The organism is uncultured Mailhella sp. (assembly GCF_944324615.1).
Taxonomy (GTDB): Bacteria; Desulfobacterota; Desulfovibrionia; order Desulfovibrionales; family Desulfovibrionaceae; genus Mailhella.
On the sequence record NZ_CALUWY010000029.1, the window covers coordinates 1 to 19,905 of the forward strand.

The window sequence follows — 19,905 nt, forward strand, 5'->3', positions numbered from 1 at the left end:
TGCGTGAGCGGGTCCGGCAGGACACGCTCACACTGAGGATGCAGCCCGCACGCCGTCTTCCGGAACACTCTGCGCTCTGCCTTCCCTTCCCACATACGGCGAAGGGCCCTGCCTCCACGCCCGGCGCGCCTCCCAGACAACAGCAGCGAGTCGAAGGAGGGCCTTTGCGCCCTGGAAAGTCTCCGCCCTGCCAGATGAGGGGGCCCGGGGGGAATCATTCCCCCCGGAAAACTCTTTCTTCGGGGGTGCGGGGCGGCGCCCCGCGTGCCTTTCCTCTCTTCCTGCGTTTCCTGCCTTTTTTCTCTCTCTCCCTTTCCCTGTTAGCGAGCTCTGCGTTTTTTCCAGGCCACGGAGAGGATGCCGTCGAGGATGGACCAGGGGTTGGGGGGGCAGCCGGGGACATAGACATCGACGCTGCCCTGGGGCAGGACGGATTCCACGCCGCCGCAGCCTTCTCTGCTGCCCTTGAAGGTACCGCCGGAGATGGCGCAGGTACCCACGGCGATGACGATTTTCGGTTCGGGCACGGCCTCCCAGGTATCGAGGAGGGCCTTGCGCATATTTTCGGTAACCGGGCCGGTGACGAGGATACCGTCGGCGTGTCTGGGGGAAGCGGCGTATTCTATGCCGAAGCGGCCGAGGTCGTAGATGAGGGTACCGAGCACGTTGACATCGGCCTCACAGGCCATACAGCCGCCGGCGCTCACTTCGCGCAGTTTGAGGGAGCGGCCGAAGAGGGAGAGATCGCGTTTCTGTTCGCCGAGGGCGGGGCGTATGCCGGGGGTACAGATATCTTCGGGCGCGGGGGAGCGCACGATAAGGGCATCGCGGCTGTATGCGGCGATGCGGTGTTCGTGGGTAAAGGTTATTTTCTTTTCCGGGCAGGCCTGTTCACAGGCGCGGCAGAAGAGGCAGCGGCCCATGTCGAGTTCCGGGCCGGAAGGCAGGATACGCAGCGCTCCCGTGGGGCAGGAGGCGAGGCAGGCGCGGCTTTTGCATGCCTTGCAGGAGGTGGGCGTAATGGAAGGCAGGCCTGCGAAGCGCGGGCTTATGGAAGGGAGGGTGAAGGGGTAATCCAGCGTGCGGTAGCCCTGGTGGAGGCGTTCTCTGATAATGTTCAGCATGGGGAATCCTTTACAGGTCATGCCCGCAGTAGGACAGGTTGAAGCTTTTGTTGCACAGCGGGAAATCGGAGATCTGTTCATCCCGGAGAGCCATGGCAAGGCCGCTCCAGTTATGGAAGGAGGGGTCCACCACCTTGTAGGCCCGCCAGCGGCCGTCCTTTCCCGTGATGCCCACATGGCATATTTCTCCGCGCCAGCCTTCTACCATGGCCACGGCGAGGCGTCCGGCGGGGAGGGCGGAAGGCATGGGCGTGCGGCAGCCTTCTTCTCCGCTGGTGGCGGCGAGAAAATGCAGGTCGGCCTCGGCCGAGGCGGCGGAATCGTTCAGTTCGTCGCTGCGGATGAGGGTGCGGGCGAGCACGTCGCCGGAGGTGCGCATATGCTTTTTGAGCGGGCCCTGTTCCAGGGCGGAAAGGGGCCAGTCCATGCGGTCGTCCGTATCCAGGCCGCAGGCGCGGGCCGCCATGCCCACAAGGCCGAGGGCGCGTGCGTCTTCAAACGACACCACGCCCGTACCGGTGAGGCGCGCAAGCACGCTGGAGCTTTCCAGCATGACATCCACGGAGCCGCGCGCATCGCGGAAGGCGGCGCGCACGCGCTTGGCCAGGGCTTCGCCGAGCATGGAATCCACATCCCATTTCACGCCGCCCGGGCAGAGCAGGTTGCGGCCGAAGCGGCTTCCGCAGAGTTCGGAAGTGATGTTGAGAAAGTCGCCGGTAATGCGTCCGTTCCAGGCGGAGGTGGGCAGAAAGCCCGTGTCGCCGCCTATGGCTCCGAGGTCGCGGGTATGGTTGGCAAGCCGTTCCAGTTCCAGCGCAAGGCGGCGTATGCGGTGCGCACGCCGGGTGGGCTGCACGTTGCAAAGCCGCTCCACAAGCGTGCAGTACGCCGTGGAATGGCCTATGGCCGTATCGCCCGCAATGTTTTCCATGAGCGGCAGAACAAGGTTGTCCTTGCTGTGCAGGATGAGGTGTTCCACGTCGCGGTGCTGGAAGCCGAGCTGTATTTCCAGGTGCATGACGTTTTCGCCGTAGCACTGGAAGCGGAAATGCCCGGGTTCGATGACGCCCGCGTGCACCGGGCCCACGGCCACTTCATGCACTTCCGGTCCGTCCACCCGGTAATAGGCGGTTTCCGCCGGGCCGGGGCGCAGGGCGCGGTTTCCCCCTTCCTGCGGGCGGAAGCGCACGGGCTTGAGCCAGGGGTGCCCCACGGGCTGCACGCCCCAGGTTTCGCAGATTTCCCGCTCGAAGAGGTGCACCTGCGGGCAGAGCGGCGTGAGGGATTCAAAGCGCTTTCCGGGCACGGCGCGCACGGCATCGAGCAGGCGGCTTGAGGCGTCGGCAAGAATGCACACAAGTTCCGTGCCTTCTCTGCCCGGCACGCCGAAAAAGGCAACGACGCGCCAGCTTCTGCGGCAGCGTTCGATGACGGAGCGGGCAAGCTCCTCCATGGGCAGAACGGGAATATCGTCGTAGGCGATGGATTCTTGATACTGGAACATCATGCCCCCAGAAGCGCGGCGGCGCGGTTGAGCGTTTCCGTCAGCCAGTCGGGCACATACAGGCCGAGGCAGAGCACCATGAGGCAGAGCACGGCGGGCGGAAGCACGCTGAAGAGCGATTCGTGGTAGTCCATGGGCACGTCGTGCGGGGGAGTACCCTGCGCCATACGGAGCACGGGAATGGACATGCCCACGAAAATGACGGCCAGCGCGGCGAGGTAGACAAGCGCCACCCCAAGGCCGTCATGGGCGAAAATACCCTTCAATATGGTGAATTCACTGAGGAAAAGACCAAAGGGCGGCGAACCGACGATGGCGAGGAAGCCCGCCGTCCACAAGGCGCCGGAAAGGGGCATGTCCTGCCTGAGGCCGCGCACGTCGTAGCTTGAGAGCGTGTGGTAGCGGGTGAGAATATTGCCCGCCACCAGAAAGAGCATGCACTTGGTGAGCGAATGGCACACGGCGTGCAGCATGCCGCCGAAGAGCGCGCCGCCGCCCACGCCGAAGGCCAGGGCGAGTATGCCCATGTGTTCCACGCTGGAATAGGCCAGAAGGCGCTTGTAGTGGCCCTGTCCCACAATGAAGACGGCGGCCGTGACCATGGAGAAGAGGCCGAAGAACACGAGAAGGCCGCCGCTGAAGTCTCCGAGGGAGGCCGCACGCATGATCTGATGCCCGCGCAGAATACCGAGCAGGGCGCAGTTGAGCAGCGCGCCGGAAAGCATGCCTGATACCATGGAAGGGGCCTGGCTGTGGGCGTCGGGCAGCCAGGTATGCAGCGGGGCGAGGCCCATTTTGGTGCCGTAGCCCACAAGAAGGAAGATGAACGCGGCCTTGAGCCAGAGGGCGCGGCCCGTACCCTGCACTTCGCGCGCCTTTTCCATGAAGGCGGAAAGCTGATCCATGCCTTCGGCCGAAGGGGCGGCGGGGTTGTGGAAGGCCACGGTCATGAGAATGTTGCCGAGCAGCGCAAGGGCGATGCCCACGGAACAGATCATGAGGTATTTCCAGGTGGCTTCCATGGAGCTCTGGTGCCGGTGGAAGTAGATGAGCGGGGCCGAGGCCAGGGTGGTGATTTCAATGCCCACCCACAGGGCGCCGAGGTTGGCCGTGGTGGTCACGAGAGTCATGGCGGCCACAAAGAAGCACAGGCAGGAAAGGAAGCGCGTTTCCGGTGCGTTGGTAAAGAGCTGGCCTTTCTGCAGGTCGCGTTTCACATGCTTTTTTTCCTCTTCCCTGAGGTATCCCACGGCGTACACCGAGGCTGCGGTGAACAGGATGGAGGCGAGCATGAGAAAGACCACGCCGAGGGCGTCGGGCCGGAGCAGGCCGAACAGTGCGGTGGGGGCTTCGGCGTTTCCCACGGCGCGCAGGGTGAGGCAGGACAGGCACAGATGGGCGAGGGCCGTGGCCACGAGCAGGCCTCTGCGCGGCCATGCACCGGGAACGAACATGAGAAGCCCGGCCAGAAGCGGGATGAGGAGAAGCAGCGCGAGCGTCATGTCAGTCCCTCAGGTTGCGGAAGCGCGCCACGTCGATGGAGTCGAACGCGCTGTTGATGTGATTGATGGCAATGGCCATGACGAAGATGGCGGCGAACACATCGAGCAGGATGCTGAGTTCAAACCACACCGAACCTTCGGTCATGAGCGGGATGCCGAGCAGGAAGATGCCGTTTTCCACCACCAGATAGCCGATGACCTGGGCGAGCGCCTTGGCGCGGCCCACCACGAGGATGAGCCCGCAGAAGAGGGTGGTGAGGGCCACGGGGAAGAGCATCGGGGGGAAGAGGCCTTCCGCCGCGGGGATGCGGCCTTCCAGCCACAGGGAGAAGGCGAGGCATACGAGGCCCCCGGCCATGGGGTACATGCGTCCGAGTCTCGGCCGCACCACGGGTTCCAGGCCGAGCTTGTGGCAGACATGGCGCAGGAACACGGGAAAGCCCACGCCCTTCAGGCAGAACACGGCGATGGAGAGCAGGACAAGTTCCGCATTGAGGGCTCCGTCCACGGGCAGGAGCAGCAGCGCCGCGAGCAGCGCGCCCTGCAGGGCCGAGAGGCGGATGAGCATGAGAATGCGGCCCGACCAGAGCATGATGAGGTCGGTGACGAGCAGAAGCAGAATGACGAACTGGAAGAGCGAGTACATAGAGCTACCGGACCAGAGTCAGAATGAGGACGAAGGCGGCCACGGAACCGGCGAGACCCACCAGCGCGGGCACCACATGCATGCGAAGGCGCGCCATGACCGATTCCACCACGCCCACAAGGCATGCGATGCAGGCCGTACCGGCAAGCGAAGCCGCGGCCTGGGCGGGGAAGGGCAGGGGCGGAATCACGAGCCCGATGAGCAGGGTGGAGAATATCCACAGTTTCACGGCGGAACCGTAGAGAATGAAGGCCATGTTCGGGCCGGAATGGTCGAGCACCATGACTTCATGGATCATGGTGAGTTCCAGGTGCGTGGTGGGATCGTCCACGGGGATGCGGCAGTTTTCCAGCAGGAGCAGCACGCCCATGACGAAGATGAGCAGCACAAGTTCCGGTCTGCCGTGCATCCAGGCCGTTACGGGAAAGCCGTTGAACAGCGCGGAAAGGGAGAGCGCGCCTTCTCCCAGGCTGGATGCCGTGCCGATGAGGGCGAGAAAGACCAGAAAGAGCACAGGTTCGGCTATGGCGCCGAACAGGGCCTCGCGGCTTGCGCCCATGCCTTCGAAGGGGGAACCGGTATCGAGGGCGGCGAGCACGGTGGCGAAGCGCCCCATGCCCAGAAGGTAGGCGCACAGGATGAAGTCGCCCTGAAAGGCGAAGGGGGAGGATACGCCGCCGAGGGGCAGCAGGGCGAGGGCCGCCACGGCCGAGGCCATGGCAATGACCGGCCCGGCAAGGAATACCCAGGTGGTGCCTTCACCGATGACTTCGCCTTTGCGGAGGAGCTTTATGATGTCGTAGTAGGGCTGGAGCAGGGGCTTGCCGTGCCTGCCCGCGAAAAGCGCCTTGACCTTGGCGATGATGCCGAGGGGCAGGGGCGCAAGAACAAGCGCGAGAACGAAATGCGCAAGGTAAAGCCGCAGGTCCATTATGCCACCCCCCAGATGAGAAGCGCCACCAGCGTGATGAGAATATAGAGAATATAAATGTTGACCAGGCCGTTCTGTACGATTTTCAGCGCGTTGCAGGCGCGTTCCATGAGCTGGAAGAGCGGGGTGTAGCCCTTGCCGCGCACCACGTCGGGCGCTTCCACGCCCAGGGAGGCCCGCGCAGGGAAAAGCCCTTCGCCTTTGACCGAGCGCACCCTGGTGCCCATGACGGCCCCGAAGATGCGCGCACCCGGTTCCACAAAGGAGGCGGGAGTGTACTGGATGCGGCTTGTGCCGTACTGGTAGCCGCAGCCCCACACCGGGCCGCGCTTCACGCCCCTGCGGGCCAGAAGCACGCGCCGCACAAGCGCAAGAACCAGCACAAGGCCGATGCCGGCCCAGCCGAACAGCGAAATGTGGCGGAGCAGGCCTTCCGTCTGCCCTATGGCAAGGCGCGCTTCTTCCACCACGCCCTCATGCATGGCGGGAATGAAGTCCAGCGTGGGCTGTACCATGGAAAAGGCCAGCGGCGCGAAAAGGCCGCCCAGCACGCAGGCCGCCGCAGGAATGCACAGCGGCAGGAGATGGCGGTTTTCCGGCACATGCGGCTCGGCCGCAAAATGGGTGCGCGGCTGTCCGAGGAAGGTCATGCCGTAGGCCTTGGCGTATACGGCGGCGGAAATGCCGCTTGTGAGCATGAGCGCCGTCATGCAGGCGACCATGGCTATCTGCTGTTCAAGTCCCGGGAGCTTCAGCGACGAGATCATGGACATGGAAAGCACGAATTCCCCGGCAAAGCCGTTGAACGGCGGCAGGCAGGCAATGGAGGCCGCGCCCAGCGCGAAAAGCGCGCCCAGAAAGGGCATGCGCTTCTGCAGCCCGCCGAGGCGCGCCATGTCCACCGTGCCCACGGCGTGCAGCACTTCGCCCGCACACAGGAAGAGCAGGCCTTTGAAGGCGGAATGGTTCAGCATGTGGAAAAGGCAGCCGGAAAAGCCCAGCGCCGCCGTCCACGCACTGCCGTTGTGTATGCCCACAAGCCCGATGCCCGCGCCCATGATCATGATGCCCATGTTCTCCACGCTGGAATAGGCGAGCAGCCTTTTCAGATGGCTCTGGGCAAGGGCTTTCAGAATGCCCATGAGTGCGGTGATTGCGCCCATGGCCATGAGCAGCCAGCCCCACCACACGGGCATGGAGGTCGCGGGCCCGAAAAAGTCGAAGGAGCGGATGATGCCGTACAGCCCCGCGTTCAGCATGGCGCCGGAAAGCAGCGCGGAAACATGACTCGGCGCCGCAGGATGCGCCTCAGGCAGCCAGACGTGCAGCGGCACAAGCCCGGCCTTGGCCCCGAAGCCGAAAAGAGAAAGCAGGAAAAGCGCCGTGGCGTTCGCCGGATGGTGCGCCGCCATGGCCGAAAAGAACGTCGAGCCGCTCTCCTGCCACAGCAGCGCGAAAAACGCAATGAGCAGTACCGCCCCTAAATGCGCCGCGACAAGATATACCCACGAGGCATCCTGCACCAGCCTGTCGCGGTCGTTGAAGTCAATAAGGAAAAAGGGCGAGAGCGACATGATCTCCCATGCCAGCATGAAGAACACCGCATCCCGCGCCGTCATCACGCACGTCATGCCCAGAAGCAGCAGAAGATAGAAAAGCCAGTGCGCCCCGAGATTGTGCTCGGAAGGGTCGCTGTGCCTGAGCGATACGCAGCCCGAAAGCCCGCAGGTGATCCCCAGTACAAACACCGGCAGCAGAAAAAGCCGGGAAAGAGGGTCCAGACCCAGCGCAAACGCCCCGAACGGCAGCCCCCAGGGCAGAAGAAAACTCTCCGCACTGCCCCAGCCGCCGGAAAAAAGACCGTGCAGGCCAAGAAGGCAGGCAACTGCAGCCGCCCCCGGCCCGATGAGGTTCGCCGTCCTGTTCGTGGATGCGCTCACCGGCCGCAGTGCAATCAGCCCCGTTACCAGAGCCCCCGCCACCATGACCAGAAGGGCAAGAAGAAAGGTGTCCATACATTCCCCAGATGCTAGACGTGAAAATTCTTGCGAAAAACAAGGCGGCCACACGTTAGACCTCTTGACCGGAAAACGCAAGCTCAGCACCCCCCGGAAGGGACCGGGAAACGAGGAAACGCAGAAAACGCAGGGAAGGCAGGAAAGGCAGGAAAGGCATGCGGGGCCCGCCCCGCACCCCGGCAAAGGCACCGGGGCTCCGCCCCAGTCCCCGCCGGGGGGAATGATTCCCCCCGGGCCCCCTCAGTTTGCAGGGCAGGGGCTTTCCCGGCGCACAGGCCATCCTTCGACTCGCTGCTGTTTTGGGGGATCCGGGAGCGCACGGGGAATGCCGCGTGTTATCGCAACGCTTTTTCCTGCGCGGAGATTCTCCGGGCGTGGAAACGATGCCCTCTGCCGTCTGTGGGGAGGGCAGGCAGAGCGTGGAACGTTCCGGCTTACCGCGCGGGGGCTGCCACCTCAGTGTGAGCGTGTCCTGCCGGACCCGCTCACGCAGGCCGACTCCGTCCCGGCCTGCGCCGGGCCGTCGTGTCAAAGGAAAGATTTCAAGACAAGGGGGCGTTGAGAGAGGGCTTTGCTTTATTCGGCGCCCGTCTTCGGAAAAAGTGTGGCTCAACGCCGGATGTTTTTTGTTTGTGCTCGAACTGCCTTGTATCAACGCCGGTACAGGCCTCTGTCTGCGGAGAATAGCGCTTTCTTCAACACACTGTCCGGCTTCCGCCTGCAAAGAACATTCAAGGCTTCATGCTGCTTCTGTCTGCAAAGGACAGCCTTGTATCAACGCACCGTTTTCCCTTTCGTTTGCGAATGTGGGCCGTATCACAACGCTCCGGGGCCCCCGGACGCCTTCAAGCGTTCGGGCCGCCGGGCATAAGTAGCCGGTACTTCCGGCGTTAAACGCCATGCCCGGCGTGCAGGTTCTGCGCCCTGTACAGCGTGTCCGGAGCAGACGGGCATTTGTGGTACCCGGGCGGTGGAAGGTCAGGCTGCAGGCAGGCGGATTCACTTCCGCCGTTAAGCGCAGCAGCCACCGTGCAGGCCCCGTGCAAGTACAGGGTGTCCTGAGCAGACGTTCTTTTGTGCTGCTCCGGCGCTGGAAAGGTCACAGGCCGGGCCTTCGCGGTTGCCCAGGCGTTTGGGACAAAAAAGTGCGCTTTTCAGCGCACTCTTCTGTGTTTGTCTGTGGGGGCCCGGGCCTTTCCCGCAACCGTTTTGCTTATGGGGGAATGGGGCTTTCCGGGCTTCGCGCGGCCGCGCATCCGTTGTCGGAAATGCTCTTCTTCAGCACCCGGAGGGGCTTTTGTCTGCACAGGGATGCCTTGTATCAACGCCGGTACAGGCCTCTGTCTGCGGAGAATAGCGCTTTCTTCAACACACTGTCCGGCTTCCGTGTGCAAAGAACATTCAAGGCTTCATGCTGCTTCTGTCTGCAAAGGACAGCCGTGTATCAGCGCACCGTTTTCCCTTTCGTTTGCGAAGGTGGGCCGTATCACAACGCTCCAAGGCCCCCGGGTGCCTTCGGGCACCCGGGCCGCCGGGCATAAGTAGCCGGTACTTCCGGCGTTAAACGCCATGCCCGGCGTGCAGGTTCTGCGCCCTGTACAGCGTGTCCGGAGCAGACGGGCATTTGTGGTACCCGGGCGGTGGAAGGTCAGGCTGCAGGCAGGCGGATTCACTTCCGCCGTTAAGCGCAGCAGCCACCGTGCAGGCCCCGTGCAAGTACAGGGTGTCCTGAGCAGACGTTCTTTTGTGCTGCCCCGGCGCTGGTGTCACTCCGGCTTACTTATGAAATTCCGGGGTGCCGGAGTGGTAGTTCGTATATCCCGTGAGGTACCAGACCTGATCCATATCCCTGCCGGAGCGGGCAAGGATGTTGAAGGCCGCGGCCGCGCGTCTGCCGGAGCGGCAGAGGATGAGCACGGGCCGGTCGTCCGGCACTTCCTCCACGCGGGAGGAAAGTTCGTCCACAGGAATGAGCAGCGCGCCTTCCGCGTGGCCTTCGGCAAATTCCCCGGGAGTGCGCACGTCGAGGATGACGAGGTCGTCTTTCAGCTCCGCATAGACTTCCGTGGCTTCGGCCGGGCTGAGTGCGCCCGGTTCAGGCAGTTCCAGGGCAAGGCAGGGGGAGGCGAGCAGAAGGGCGCTGAGCAGCGCGCCTGCGAAAAAACGGAAAAGAGACATGGAAACTCCTTGAAAAACCGCATGACCGCACACGCTGTGCGGAAACAGGTTTTATGTCTGAAGGTGTGAAGCTCGAAGGTGACGGTATGTTCACCACGAAAAAAGTCGCCTTGGGCCGGAACTCCTCTATGCCGGAGATTCTGCACAGGCGCAAGCCCCCCGAAGGGGGCCGTACTGCCGTATATGCCCGCTTTTCCTTGCAGGATGCGGCTTTTTACCTTTGTAACGATTTCTTTCAGCAAAAAAGAGCGGAATATCCGGCTTTTTCCCGCCCCGCAGCGCTCTTGATCGGGCATATTCAGGCCCGCAAGTACGGAAAGCGTCCGTTTTCCCGGAAAAAACGCTCTGGAAAAGGGAATGCGGCAAAAAAAGCCGGAAAGGGCATAAAAAAAGCCCCCGGCGTGCTGCCGGGGGCCTTGGGATCAATGGTTCTGTTTACGCAGGTAGGCGGGGCTGTCGTCTTCCTCTATGGTGAAATCCTCCGCCGGTTCCTGATACTGCTTGGCTCTGTCCTGGTAGCGCAGGTAGGCGGGAATGTCGGTATCGTCCTGCGGATAGTCGTTGTAAAGCTTGGGCCGGGCCAGGATTTTCTTGGGATCGTGGCTGCGGTGCTGACGGGGGTAGCCCTGCACCACCGGGGGCACGTTGGCTTCGTTGCGCGTATCGTTCATGGTCACCACCGTGCCCGTGTCCTTGGCAGGCTTTTCCGTGGCGGGCTCTATGCCCGTGGCAATGACCGTGATGCGGATTTCCTCGCTGCAGCTTTCGTCCAGAGACATGGCCACCACGATTTCCGGATCTTCGCCGTTGGCGCCGCGCGCCGCTTCCTCAATGTAGGAGGCTGCGGTGCTGAATTCGTCCATGCCGAGGTCTTCGTTGGCCGTGATGTTGACGAGCATGGCCTTGCAGCCCGTGATGGAAAGGTCTTCCAGCAGGGGGCTGGTAATGGCGCGCTTGGCCGCATCAAGGGCGCGGTTGTCGCCCGAGGCGCGGCCTTCGCCCATGAGCGCCATGCCCTGGCGGCTCATGACGGTGCGCACGTCGGCAAAGTCGGCGTTGATGAGGCCGGGCTTGGTGATGAGGTCCGTCACGCCGCGCACGGCATCATAGAGAACATCGTCGGCCTTCTTCAGCATTTCCGTCACCTTGGCGTTCTTCGGCGCAATGGCGAGCAGGCGGTCGTTGGGAATGATGACCAGGCTGTCCACATGCTGGCGCAGCTCGTCGATGCCCTTGAGCGCCGCCTTCATGCGCTTTTCGCCTTCAAAGCGGAAGGGCTTGGTGACCACGCCCACGGTGAGCACGCCCTTTTCCTTGGCCACCTTGGCGATGACCGGGGCTGCGCCCGTGCCCGTGCCGCCGCCCATGCCAGCGGTGACGAACACCATGTCCGCACCGTCCACGGCGCGGCGGATGTCTTCCACGCTTTCCTCGGCCGCAGCCTGGCCCACCTCGGGCTTGGCGCCCGCGCCGAGTCCGCGCGTCAGTTCCTTGCCGAGCTGTATGTGCTCTTCGGCAAGGGAGCGGGAAAGCGCCTGCATATCGGTATTGGCGCAGATGAAGGACACACCTTCCAGGCGGGAGTTGATCATGTTCTGTACGGCGTTGCCGCCGCCCCCGCCCACGCCGATGACTTTGATTTTTGCGGCCTGTTCTGTATCGGGAACCATATCGTCCATAGTACTGTGCTCCGGGTATTCGACTGATTGACTTAACGGATGTCGCCGAACCAGCGCTTCATGCGTTCCCATACTCCGTGGAACATACTGGATTCGGCAGAGGAAGAGGGCGCGTTCACGAAGCGCGTGGGCGCTTCCTCGCTCTCCTTTTCGGCTCCATAGAAAAGCAGACCTACGGCCGTGGCGAACTTGGGGTTGTTGATGACGTCCTTGAGTCCGCCCACGTTGCGGGGATAGCCCAGCCTCGTGGGCAGCTGGAAGATTTCCTCCGCCAGTTCCGCGCAGCCCGGAATGAGGGCCGCGCCGCCCGTGAGTACCACGCCCGCCCCGAGCTGACGCTTGAGCCCGGAATGTTCAAGCTCCTGATACACAAGCGCAAGGATTTCTTCCATGCGGGGTTCGCAGATTTCGGCAAGCACACGGCGTTCCACCGTGCGCGAGGGTCTTCCGCCCACCCCGGGCACCTCGATGGTCTCGTCGGGACGGACCATTTCGGTGAGGGCGCAGCCGTATTTGATTTTTATTCTGTCGGCCGCGGATATGGAGGTGCGCAGGCCGAAGGCTATGTCGCTTGTCAGATTGTGGCCGCCGAGGGCCACGGCTCCCGTATGCTTTATGGCGTTGTTGACGAATATGGCTATGTCGCTCGTGCCGCCGCCTATGTCCACAATGGCCACGCCTATCTCGCGTTCCTCCTCCGTAAGAATGGACTTGGAGGAGGCCAGAGACTCCAGCACGATGTCGGAAACGTCGAGATCGCTCCTGTTGCAGGAACGGATGATATTCTGCGCCGAGGTCACGGCGCCCGTCACGATATGCACGTTGGCTTCAAGGCGCACGCCCGACATGCCGATGGGGTTGGCTATGCCGCGCTGTTCGTCCACAATGTAGCCCTGGGGAAGAATGTGTATGACTTCCCGGTCCATGGGAATGGCCACGGCCTTGGCCGCGTCGAGCACGCGCTCCACATCGTGCTGCGTCACCTCGCCGCCGCCCTTGATGGCGATGACGCCGTGACTGTTCACGCCCTTGATGTGGCTGCCCGCGATGCCCGCATACACCGATTTGATCTCACAGCCGGCCATGAGCTCGGCTTCTTCCACGGCTTTGCGGATGGACTGCACGGTCTGGTCGATGTTGACGACGACGCCTTTGCGCAGGCCGTTGGAGGGACTTGTGCCTATCCCGATGATATCTATTCCGTTTTCGGAGGGTTCGCCGACAACGGCGCAGATTTTTGTCGTACCTATGTCAAGGCCGACGATGAGTTCGGATTTTGGCATTGTAAGCTCCCCATGCCCTGAGCATACCTGTGAAAGGAGATGCCTTGTTAAATACAGACTTGAAAAGAGCAGCACAAAAACGCGGCATTGTCCAGCATTTTTTTACCGGACAAACTGCCTGCCTCCATGTGCCGCAACACTCTGAAAGGATGGGAGAGTGGCGTCACTTGTCGTTCTGCTGCCCGTCCTGCGTTTTGGTCATCCACACCTGTCCGTCGGCGGCGCGGATGCTGGTGACCATCACGGTTTCCTTTCGTTTTTCAATATCGGTAACGACCGAGGCGATGCGCTTCAGATTGTCCTTCCAGTTTTCCACGCCGATGCTCAGCCGCAGGCGGCGCGTTTCCCAGTACAGCTCGAAGCCTCCGCCCGCGCTCAATCGTATCCACGAAATCTGGGAAATGTCAAAGGGGAACCCTGCATGACGGAATTCTTCCACGAACTGGGCCACCATGGGCAGGGCCTCTTCCCCGCCGGGGCCTATTTCCAGCACGGGCAGGGAACGGAAATTCTCCGTGGACACGGGGGCGATGATCTGGCCCGCGGCGTTGATGTAGTAAAGCGTGTTGTCCTTGCGCGCGCAGAAAAGCGGCACGCGCTCCTTGACCGTGATGACGAAGGTGCCCGGCAGTTCCCGCCGTATGGACACATGTTCTATCCACGGGTTGGCCACCAGCTTCTGTTCCGCCTGCTGCACGTTCACAAGAAGGCTGTTTTCCCCCTTGCGTATGCCGCACTGTTCCAGAATGTCCTCGGTCCTGATCTGGCTGTTGCCCGTGACGCTCACGCTTTCTATGGTGAAATATTCGCTGGTGGTGCAGAAATGCCAGGCCTTCACCAGCCCTGCGGCCGCGCCGTAGAGAAAGACCCCCGCCACGGCCAGGAGCGCGGTCCAGCGGATGAGGCGCAGAAAGCCCTTGGCGCTCACATGCACCGAAGGCAGGCGCAGGGAGGAGCGCCGCGTTCTTTTCGGCGCTTCCTTCACCTTCTTGCGGTTGGCGCTGCTGCGGCGCTGCCGGGAGGCGCTTTCCGCCGCGCTCTTTTTTCTCTGCGCGTAGGCGTTGCGGCGGCTTGAGCGGTTCAGGAAGGACATGGCGGCCACTCCTTCACCTCAAGCTGAAGCGCCACGCCGAACATGTCGGAAACGGCGCGCTTTGCCTCCGCGATGAGCATAAGCGCGTCGCTGCACAGCCCCGGCACGCCGCAGCGGGTGTCGTGCACGAGAAAGTTCGCGTGCATGGGGGAGAAATACAGCGCGCCGCGCCTTTTTCCCTTCATGCCCGCCGCATCCAGAAGGCGGCCTGCGGACTGTCCTTCCGGGTTCTGGAACACGCAGCCCGCCGTGTGCTCATGCACGGGCTGGCCCGCCTTCTTGTGCAGAAAGTTCTCCCGCATGCGGCCGTGCACGGCCTCGGGCGTATCCACGGCAAGGGAAAGCACAGCAGAAACGCTCATGTACCACGCGCACGGCTCCGTGAGGGAGAAGTGCCGGTACCGCGCGCTCCAGCCTTCCGGCAGAAGCGTGTGCAGCCCCTTTTCCGGGGTGTACACGGAAAGAGAGCGCAGAAGAGGGGCCGTGCTGCACCCGTAGGCCCCGGCATTCATGGCCACGGCCCCGCCGAGGCGTCCGGGCACGCCGATGAGCCCTTCGAGGCCCGAAAGGCCCTTTTTCGCGCACCAGGCAAGGAGCCGGGGCATGGGCATGCCCGCGCCCGCGCGGAAGAGAACGCGCCGTATCCCGTCGGATTCCTCCTCGCCCAGCACTTCCGGTTCCGCATCCTTCGCACCGAAGAGCGGCCGCAGCACGGTGATGGGAAGAGCGCCGTCATGGATGAGCAGGTTGCTCCCTCCTCCGAGCACGCAGGGCAGCCCCCCCGCCGCGGCGAGCGCCTCCGGGAGGCGTCCGCAGTCTTCGGGCCTGTCCAGCCGTATTTCGGCAAGGGCGTATCCTCCCAGCCGCAGCGTGGTGAGAGGAGCAAGGGCGGGGCGGGGGGTGATGATCACGCCATGTTCTCCAGTACCCGGGGTCCCACGGTGGTCACACTGCCCGCGCCCTGGGTGATGAGGACATCGCCGGGCCTGAGGTCGTCCTTGAGCGCGTCCACGATTTCGTCGAAATTGGGTTTGTAGGTCACGTCGGTTTTCGAGAACTGACGGATGCCGAGGGCGAGGTTCACGCCGTTCACGCCGGGAATGGGCGATTCGCTCGCAGGATAGATTTCCGTGAGGTAGAGCCGGTCCACATTCTCGAAGGTGTGGCAGAATTCTCCGAACAGGGCCTGCGTGCGGGAAAAGCGGTGGGGCTGGAACACCATGACGAGCCGCCTCCCCGGGAAGACCTGGCGCGCCGTGCGGATGGTGGCCTGAATTTCCGTGGGATGATGGCCGTAGTCGTCGATGACGGTGACGCCGTTCTTTTCGCCCTTGAGCTCGAAGCGGCGGCCCACGCCGGAGAACTGCGCAAGGCCTTCGGCGCACTTTTCCGGAGAGATGCCCGCCTGAAGCGCCACGCCGATGGCCGCAAGGGCGTTCAGAATGTTGTGACGCCCGGGCTGGGAGAGGGTGACGTTGTCAAGGAGCTTCTTTTCCTGGCCGTCGCGGTCGCGCAGCCAGACGTGGAAGCGGTTCATGGCCCCGCATTCCACGATTTCCCCGCGGATGCGGCAGTCTCTGCCGAAGCCGTAGGTGAGGAAGGGGCGCTTGATGCGGGGGATGAGGCGGCGCACGCCCGGATCGTCGCCGCAGATGATGTTCATGCCGTAGAAGGGCACCTTGTTCATGAAGGCCGCAAAGGCGTCGTCGATGGCTTCCTGCGTGCCGTAGTGGTCGATGTGGTCATAGTCCACGTTGGTCACCACGTTGATGATGGGGAAGAGGCAGAGGAAGGAACCGTCGGATTCGTCGGATTCGGCAATGAGGTATTCGCCCTGACCGAGATGCCCGTTGGAGCGGTAGGCGTTGAACAGGCCGCCGATGATCACCGTGGGGTCGAGCCCCGCGGCGTCGAAGATGGAGGCCGTGAGCGAGGTCGTGGTGGTTTTGCCGTGGGTGCCGGCCACGGCTATGCCCGTGCGCAGGCGCATGAGTTCGGCCAGCATTTCCGCGCGGGGAATGACGGGGATGCCCCGTTCCCGTGCGGCCTGCACTTCGGGGTTGTAGTCGGAAACGGCGGAGGAACGCACCACCACCTGAGCGTCGCCCAGGTTTTCGGCCGCGTGGCCGGTGTGGATGACCGCTCCGAGAGAGCGCAGGCGCTGCACCGTGGCGCCGGTGGAAAGATCGGAACCGTGAACGCTGTATCCCAGGTTGAGGAGCACTTCGGCGATGCCGCTCATGCCGGAGCCGCCGATGCCTATCATGTGAATGGCGCGGATTTTATTGTTCATGTATCACCATGAATTACTTTTGAGAGTTTACGGCAAGCTTCAGCAGCTCTTCGGCAACGTCGCTTGCGGCATGGGGCCGGGCAAGGGTGAGGGCGCCTTTCCGCATGGCGGCGAGGCGTTCCTTGTCACGCAGAAGTTCGATGAGCATGGGCGCGAGGCTCCCTTCCTCGGCCATGCGCTGCGCGTCCTTCTGCGGCAGAAGAATGCCGCCGCCCGCGTCCTGCATGGCGCGCGCGTTGCCCGTCTGATGGTCGTGCGCGGCAAAGGGGAAGGGAATGAGCACCGAGGGCGTGCCCGTGGCCGCAAGTTCCGCAAGGCTGGTGGCGCCTGCGCGGCACAGGGCAAGGGAGCTTGAGGCGTACACTTCGGCCATGTCGTGGATGAAGGGGCGCACGATGGCATCGGTTTCCTCGGGGCTGAAGCCCGCTTCAAGGTAGCCGAGGCGCACGCTTTCGTATTCGCCCTCGCCCGTCTGATGCACGATGTGCACGCCTGCCTCCCGCAGGGCCGGGAGCATGGAAATCACCATGTTGTTGATGGCCCGCGCGCCCTGGGAACCGCCCATGACGAGAAGGTGCATGCCGTTTTCCCGCGCCTGTTCACCGAGGGCGGCGATGCCCGCGCGTATGGGGTTGCCGGTGAGCACGCAGCGTTCTTCGGGGAAGGAGGGTTCCTGCCTGCTCTGCGGCCAGGAAAGGCAGATGCGCTTCACCATTCTGCCGAGAATCTTGTTGGCCGCGCCGGGAATGGCGTTCTGCTCATGCAGGGCGCAGGGGCGGCCCAGAAGCCGGGCTGCGAACACGGAGGCAAAGGCCGCATAGCCGCCGAAGCCCATCACCGCGTCGGGCCGGAAGGAACGCACGATGAAAAGCGCCTTCCACACGCCCGCGAGCATGGCCGCGCCGGCGGAAAGGGCCTTGAAGCCGCGGCCCAGAAAGCCCCTCACGGGAAGGCCCCTGAAGGGAACGCCCGCCCGGGAGGCGAGATCCTTTTCCGGGCCGTACAGGCCGCCGACGAAGAGCACTTCCACGTCGGGATGTTTTTTCCTGAGGGCCTCGATCACGGCAAGGGCGGGGAAGATGTGTCCGCCCGTGCCTCCGGTGGTGATGATGATGCGAAAAGGCATGCCTACTCCCGTACGGTTCGTGAATAGTTGAGCAGCAGTCCTGCACAGATCATGTTGGCAAGCAGGCTGCTGCCGCCGTAGCTGATGAACGGCATGGCAATGCCCTTGGGCGGGACGTTGCCGAGAATGACGGCCATGTTGAGCAGAAAGCTCAGGGCGATGACCAGGGTGAGCCCGTAGGCGGAAAGCCTGTCGCGCAGGTTCCGCTGCCCGAGCACCACGCGGTAGCAGCGGTAGAAGAAGAGCGCGAACAGCACCATGACCACGGTGATGCCCACAAAGCCCGTTTCTTCGCCCACCACGGACATGATGAAGTCGTTGTGGGCTTCGGGCAGGTACACGGTCTTCTGTATGCTGCCGCCGAGTCCCACGCCGAAAATGCCGCCGCTGCCCAGCGCAAGCAGGCTCTGCACGATCTGATAGCCCGAACCTCTGGCGTTGGCAAAGGGTTCGAGGTAGGCCGTCCATCGCGCCCAGCGGTAGGGTTCCACGATGATGAGCGCCACCACGAGCACGGCCGCGATGATGAGCACCATCATGAGGTACCAGCCGCGCGTGCCGCCGCCGAGGCACATGAAGAAGAGTATGGTCAGCATGATGATGGTGCCGCCGAGGTCGGGCTGAAGCACGAGCAGCGCGCAGATGAACAGCGTGATGAGCGTGGGCGGCAGAAGGCCGCGGCTGAACTCGCGGATCATGCTCTGCTTGCTGCTCATGAAATAGGCCAGGTACATCACCAGGGCGATGCGGGCGAATTCCATGGGCTGCACCATCATGAAGTGAAAGTCCAGCCAGCGCTGGGCGCCGTTGATGGTGGGGCCTATGAGCAGGCACAGCACGAGCAGTACCATGACCACGCCTATGCCCCAGTAATGGAGTTTGTTGATGAACGAGCGCGGAATCCAGCACAGCAGCGCCACAAAGACCCCGCCGAGCAGCATGGTCTGCAGCTGACGGTGGAAGAAGTGGTACGATTCGTTGTAGGTGCGCTGGCTGATGGGGCCGCTTGCGGAAAGAACCGCCACAAGGCCCACGCACAGGAGCAGAAGCAGCAGGGCGAGCAGCCACCAGTCCACCGGACCGAAGGGCAGTTCCGGTTCGGGAGCGGTCGGTTTTTTCTTGCGCAGGTTCATGGGCGATCCTTGTGGGGTTTCATCGGTGCAGAGGGCCGTTGTCCGCCCCGGCGCGGGCCGGGACGGGGCAGCTTACGCCTTTTCGTTCTGCATGCGCAGGACGAGTTCGCGGAAATGGTCGCCGCGCTCGATGTAGTTCTTGTACTGGTCGTAGCTGGAGGTGGCCGGAGCAAGCAGCACCGCGTCGCCTTCCCTTGCCAGGGAACGGGCGCGGGCAAGGGCCTCGTCCATGGTCTCGTCCCAGGTGACGGGCACCGTGTCCTTCCAGGCGGGTTCAAAATGTTCGCGCGAGGCGCCGTACAGGGCCACGGCGCGCACATGTTCCGCCAGAAGAGGCTTCATGCCTTCCACATCGCCCCCCTTGAACTTGCCGCCGGCAAGCAGGATGACGGGCCTTTCGAAGGCGCCGAGCGCCACCTTGAGCGCCTCGATGGTGGTGCACTTGGAATCGTTCACATACTGCACGCCCGCAATGTCCGCCACATGTTCCAGCCTGTGGGCTATGGGCGTAAATTCCCGCATGGCGCGCGCGGCTTCCTCTTTTGTCACGCCGAAGGGGGAAACGGCAAGGAAGGCCGCTTCCGCATTGCTCTGATTGTGCGCGCCGATGAGCCGCGTTTCCGGGAAGGGCCGCGCCCCGGGCGTGAGGAAGACCACATGCGCCTTCATGCCGAATGTTTCCGGCAGGCTGCGCAGAGCGGGGGAGAGAACGGCAAGGTCCTCCGCCGTCTGACGGGCGAAAAGGCGCATCTTCGCCTCGGTGTATTCTTCCATGTCCTTGTGGAAGTCGAGGTGATTTTCGGAAATGTTGAGCAGCACGCCCACCCGGGGGTGCAGGGTGGAGCAGGTCTGGAGCTGGAAGCTGGAAAGTTCGAGCACCACCACGTCGGCCTTCTTCTCCCCGTGCCTCCGGGCAAGCACATATTCCGAAAGGGGCACGCCGATGTTGCCGCCCGTGAACACCGTGAGGCCGTGGGCCTTCAGCATGGCGGAAATGATGCTCGTGGTGGTGGTCTTGCCGCTGGTGCCCGTGATGCCGATGACGGGCTCATGGTCGAGCAGGCGCCAGGCAAGTTCGGTTTCGGCCATGATGCCGGCCTTGGTGCCGTCCTCTCTCACGGGAAGAAGAGGTTCGATGACGGCCTTTGCCGCCGCAGGGCTGGGAATGACGAGTTCCACGCCCTCGAAGGATTCGGGCGTGTGTTCGCCGCCGAACACGGGAATATGATGTTCGGAAAGCCAGGCGGAAAAGTCCGCAGGCATGTTCTCCGGCGTTTTTTCCAGAAGGCGCACACTTGCGCCTTCCTCATACAGCAGGCGCAGGGCGGCTCTGCCGCTTCTGCCCGCGCCTATCACGGCAACGCTTCTGCCGGCAAGGGAAAAGGTAGCCACAAT

Annotated in this window: 15 protein-coding genes; all 15 read right to left on the bottom strand. The window is 63.1% G+C overall.

Features of this window, described 5'->3' with window-relative positions:
• Positions 1-320: 320 nt before the first annotated feature.
• The 15 genes from Q0K07_RS07695 to murD all read right to left on the bottom strand — a co-directional run bounded on the left by Q0K07_RS07695 (position 321) and on the right by murD (position 19,902).
• A complete protein-coding gene (locus tag Q0K07_RS07695) occupies positions 321-1,124 on the bottom strand; it encodes a 4Fe-4S dicluster domain-containing protein (RefSeq protein WP_294558233.1) in 804 nt (267 codons plus the stop codon).
• A 10-nt stretch (positions 1,125-1,134) separates the two neighbouring features.
• Positions 1,135-2,628, bottom strand: coding sequence for an NADH-quinone oxidoreductase subunit C (locus Q0K07_RS07700; RefSeq protein WP_294558235.1), 1,494 nt, complete (start codon positions 2,626-2,628; stop codon positions 1,135-1,137).
• The gene (locus Q0K07_RS07705; protein ID WP_294558237.1) at positions 2,628-4,130 is read right to left on the bottom strand and encodes a proton-conducting transporter membrane subunit; all 1,503 of its coding nucleotides are present in this window, start codon (positions 4,128-4,130) and stop codon (positions 2,628-2,630) included. The genes Q0K07_RS07700 and Q0K07_RS07705 overlap by 1 nt, the downstream gene beginning before the upstream one ends.
• A 1-nt stretch (position 4,131) precedes the next feature.
• Positions 4,132-4,776 carry a hydrogenase-4 component E gene (locus Q0K07_RS07710; RefSeq protein ID WP_294558239.1) on the bottom strand — a complete coding sequence of 215 codons (645 nt, stop codon included), beginning with the start codon at positions 4,774-4,776 and terminating at the stop codon, positions 4,132-4,134.
• A 4-nt stretch (positions 4,777-4,780) separates the two neighbouring features.
• Complete coding sequence (locus Q0K07_RS07715) at positions 4,781-5,707, bottom strand: NADH-quinone oxidoreductase subunit H (protein ID WP_294558242.1); 927 nt, start codon at positions 5,705-5,707, stop codon at positions 4,781-4,783.
• The gene (locus Q0K07_RS07720; RefSeq protein ID WP_294558244.1) at positions 5,707-7,722 is read right to left on the bottom strand and encodes a proton-conducting transporter membrane subunit; all 2,016 of its coding nucleotides are present in this window, start codon (positions 7,720-7,722) and stop codon (positions 5,707-5,709) included. Before Q0K07_RS07720 ends, Q0K07_RS07715 begins: the two co-directional genes overlap by 1 nt.
• Positions 7,723-9,501: 1,779 nt before the next feature.
• A complete protein-coding gene (locus Q0K07_RS07725) occupies positions 9,502-9,903 on the bottom strand; it encodes a rhodanese-like domain-containing protein (protein ID WP_294558246.1) in 402 nt (133 codons plus the stop codon).
• 422 nt (positions 9,904-10,325) lie between these two features.
• Positions 10,326-11,582, bottom strand: a complete 1,257-nt coding sequence (gene ftsZ, locus Q0K07_RS07730; RefSeq protein WP_294558248.1) for a cell division protein FtsZ — start codon at positions 11,580-11,582, stop codon at positions 10,326-10,328.
• A 32-nt stretch (positions 11,583-11,614) separates the two neighbouring features.
• Positions 11,615-12,865 (bottom strand): cell division protein FtsA, encoded by a 1,251-nt coding sequence (gene ftsA, locus Q0K07_RS07735; protein ID WP_294558250.1) that lies wholly within the window; start codon positions 12,863-12,865, stop codon positions 11,615-11,617.
• A 163-nt stretch (positions 12,866-13,028) separates the two neighbouring features.
• Positions 13,029-13,958: an FtsQ-type POTRA domain-containing protein gene (locus tag Q0K07_RS07740; RefSeq protein WP_294558252.1), complete on the bottom strand. Its 930-nt coding sequence runs from the start codon at positions 13,956-13,958 to the stop codon at positions 13,029-13,031.
• A complete protein-coding gene (locus tag Q0K07_RS07745) occupies positions 13,946-14,869 on the bottom strand; it encodes an FAD-binding protein (RefSeq protein ID WP_294558254.1) in 924 nt (307 codons plus the stop codon). The genes Q0K07_RS07740 and Q0K07_RS07745 overlap by 13 nt, the downstream gene beginning before the upstream one ends.
• A complete protein-coding gene (gene murC / locus Q0K07_RS07750) occupies positions 14,866-16,251 on the bottom strand; it encodes a UDP-N-acetylmuramate--L-alanine ligase (RefSeq protein WP_294558256.1) in 1,386 nt (461 codons plus the stop codon). Before murC ends, Q0K07_RS07745 begins: the two co-directional genes overlap by 4 nt.
• 13 nt (positions 16,252-16,264) lie before the next feature.
• Complete coding sequence (gene murG, locus Q0K07_RS07755; RefSeq protein ID WP_294558258.1) at positions 16,265-17,377, bottom strand: undecaprenyldiphospho-muramoylpentapeptide beta-N-acetylglucosaminyltransferase; 1,113 nt, start codon at positions 17,375-17,377, stop codon at positions 16,265-16,267.
• 2 nt (positions 17,378-17,379) lie between these two features.
• A complete protein-coding gene (gene ftsW / locus Q0K07_RS07760) occupies positions 17,380-18,510 on the bottom strand; it encodes a putative lipid II flippase FtsW (protein WP_294558261.1) in 1,131 nt (376 codons plus the stop codon).
• A 72-nt stretch (positions 18,511-18,582) separates the two neighbouring features.
• Positions 18,583-19,902, bottom strand: coding sequence for a UDP-N-acetylmuramoyl-L-alanine--D-glutamate ligase (gene murD, locus Q0K07_RS07765; RefSeq protein ID WP_294558263.1), 1,320 nt, complete (start codon positions 19,900-19,902; stop codon positions 18,583-18,585).
• Between the last annotated feature and the right edge of the window lie 3 nt (positions 19,903-19,905).

Excerpts from the sequence above, each read along its gene's own strand:
- Q0K07_RS07740 (WP_294558252.1), bottom strand. The coding sequence starts at position 13,958 with ATGTCCTTCCTGAACCGCTCAAGCCGCCGCAACGCCTACGCGCAGAGA.
- Q0K07_RS07725 (WP_294558246.1), bottom strand. The coding sequence starts at position 9,903 with ATGTCTCTTTTCCGTTTTTTCGCAGGCGCGCTGCTCAGCGCCCTTCTG.
- Q0K07_RS07710 (WP_294558239.1), bottom strand. The coding sequence starts at position 4,776 with ATGTACTCGCTCTTCCAGTTCGTCATTCTGCTTCTGCTCGTCACCGAC.
- murC (WP_294558256.1), bottom strand. The coding sequence starts at position 16,251 with ATGAACAATAAAATCCGCGCCATTCACATGATAGGCATCGGCGGCTCC.
- Q0K07_RS07695 (WP_294558233.1), bottom strand. The coding sequence starts at position 1,124 with ATGCTGAACATTATCAGAGAACGCCTCCACCAGGGCTACCGCACGCTG.
- ftsW (WP_294558261.1), bottom strand. The coding sequence starts at position 18,510 with ATGAACCTGCGCAAGAAAAAACCGACCGCTCCCGAACCGGAACTGCCC.
- Q0K07_RS07715 (WP_294558242.1), bottom strand. The coding sequence starts at position 5,707 with ATGGACCTGCGGCTTTACCTTGCGCATTTCGTTCTCGCGCTTGTTCTT.
- murG (WP_294558258.1), bottom strand. The coding sequence starts at position 17,377 with ATGCCTTTTCGCATCATCATCACCACCGGAGGCACGGGCGGACACATC.
- ftsA (WP_294558250.1), bottom strand. The coding sequence starts at position 12,865 with ATGCCAAAATCCGAACTCATCGTCGGCCTTGACATAGGTACGACAAAA.
- Q0K07_RS07700 (WP_294558235.1), bottom strand. The coding sequence starts at position 2,628 with ATGTTCCAGTATCAAGAATCCATCGCCTACGACGATATTCCCGTTCTG.
- Q0K07_RS07720 (WP_294558244.1), bottom strand. The coding sequence starts at position 7,722 with ATGGACACCTTTCTTCTTGCCCTTCTGGTCATGGTGGCGGGGGCTCTG.
- Q0K07_RS07705 (WP_294558237.1), bottom strand. The coding sequence starts at position 4,130 with ATGACGCTCGCGCTGCTTCTCCTCATCCCGCTTCTGGCCGGGCTTCTC.
- ftsZ (WP_294558248.1), bottom strand. The coding sequence starts at position 11,582 with ATGGACGATATGGTTCCCGATACAGAACAGGCCGCAAAAATCAAAGTC.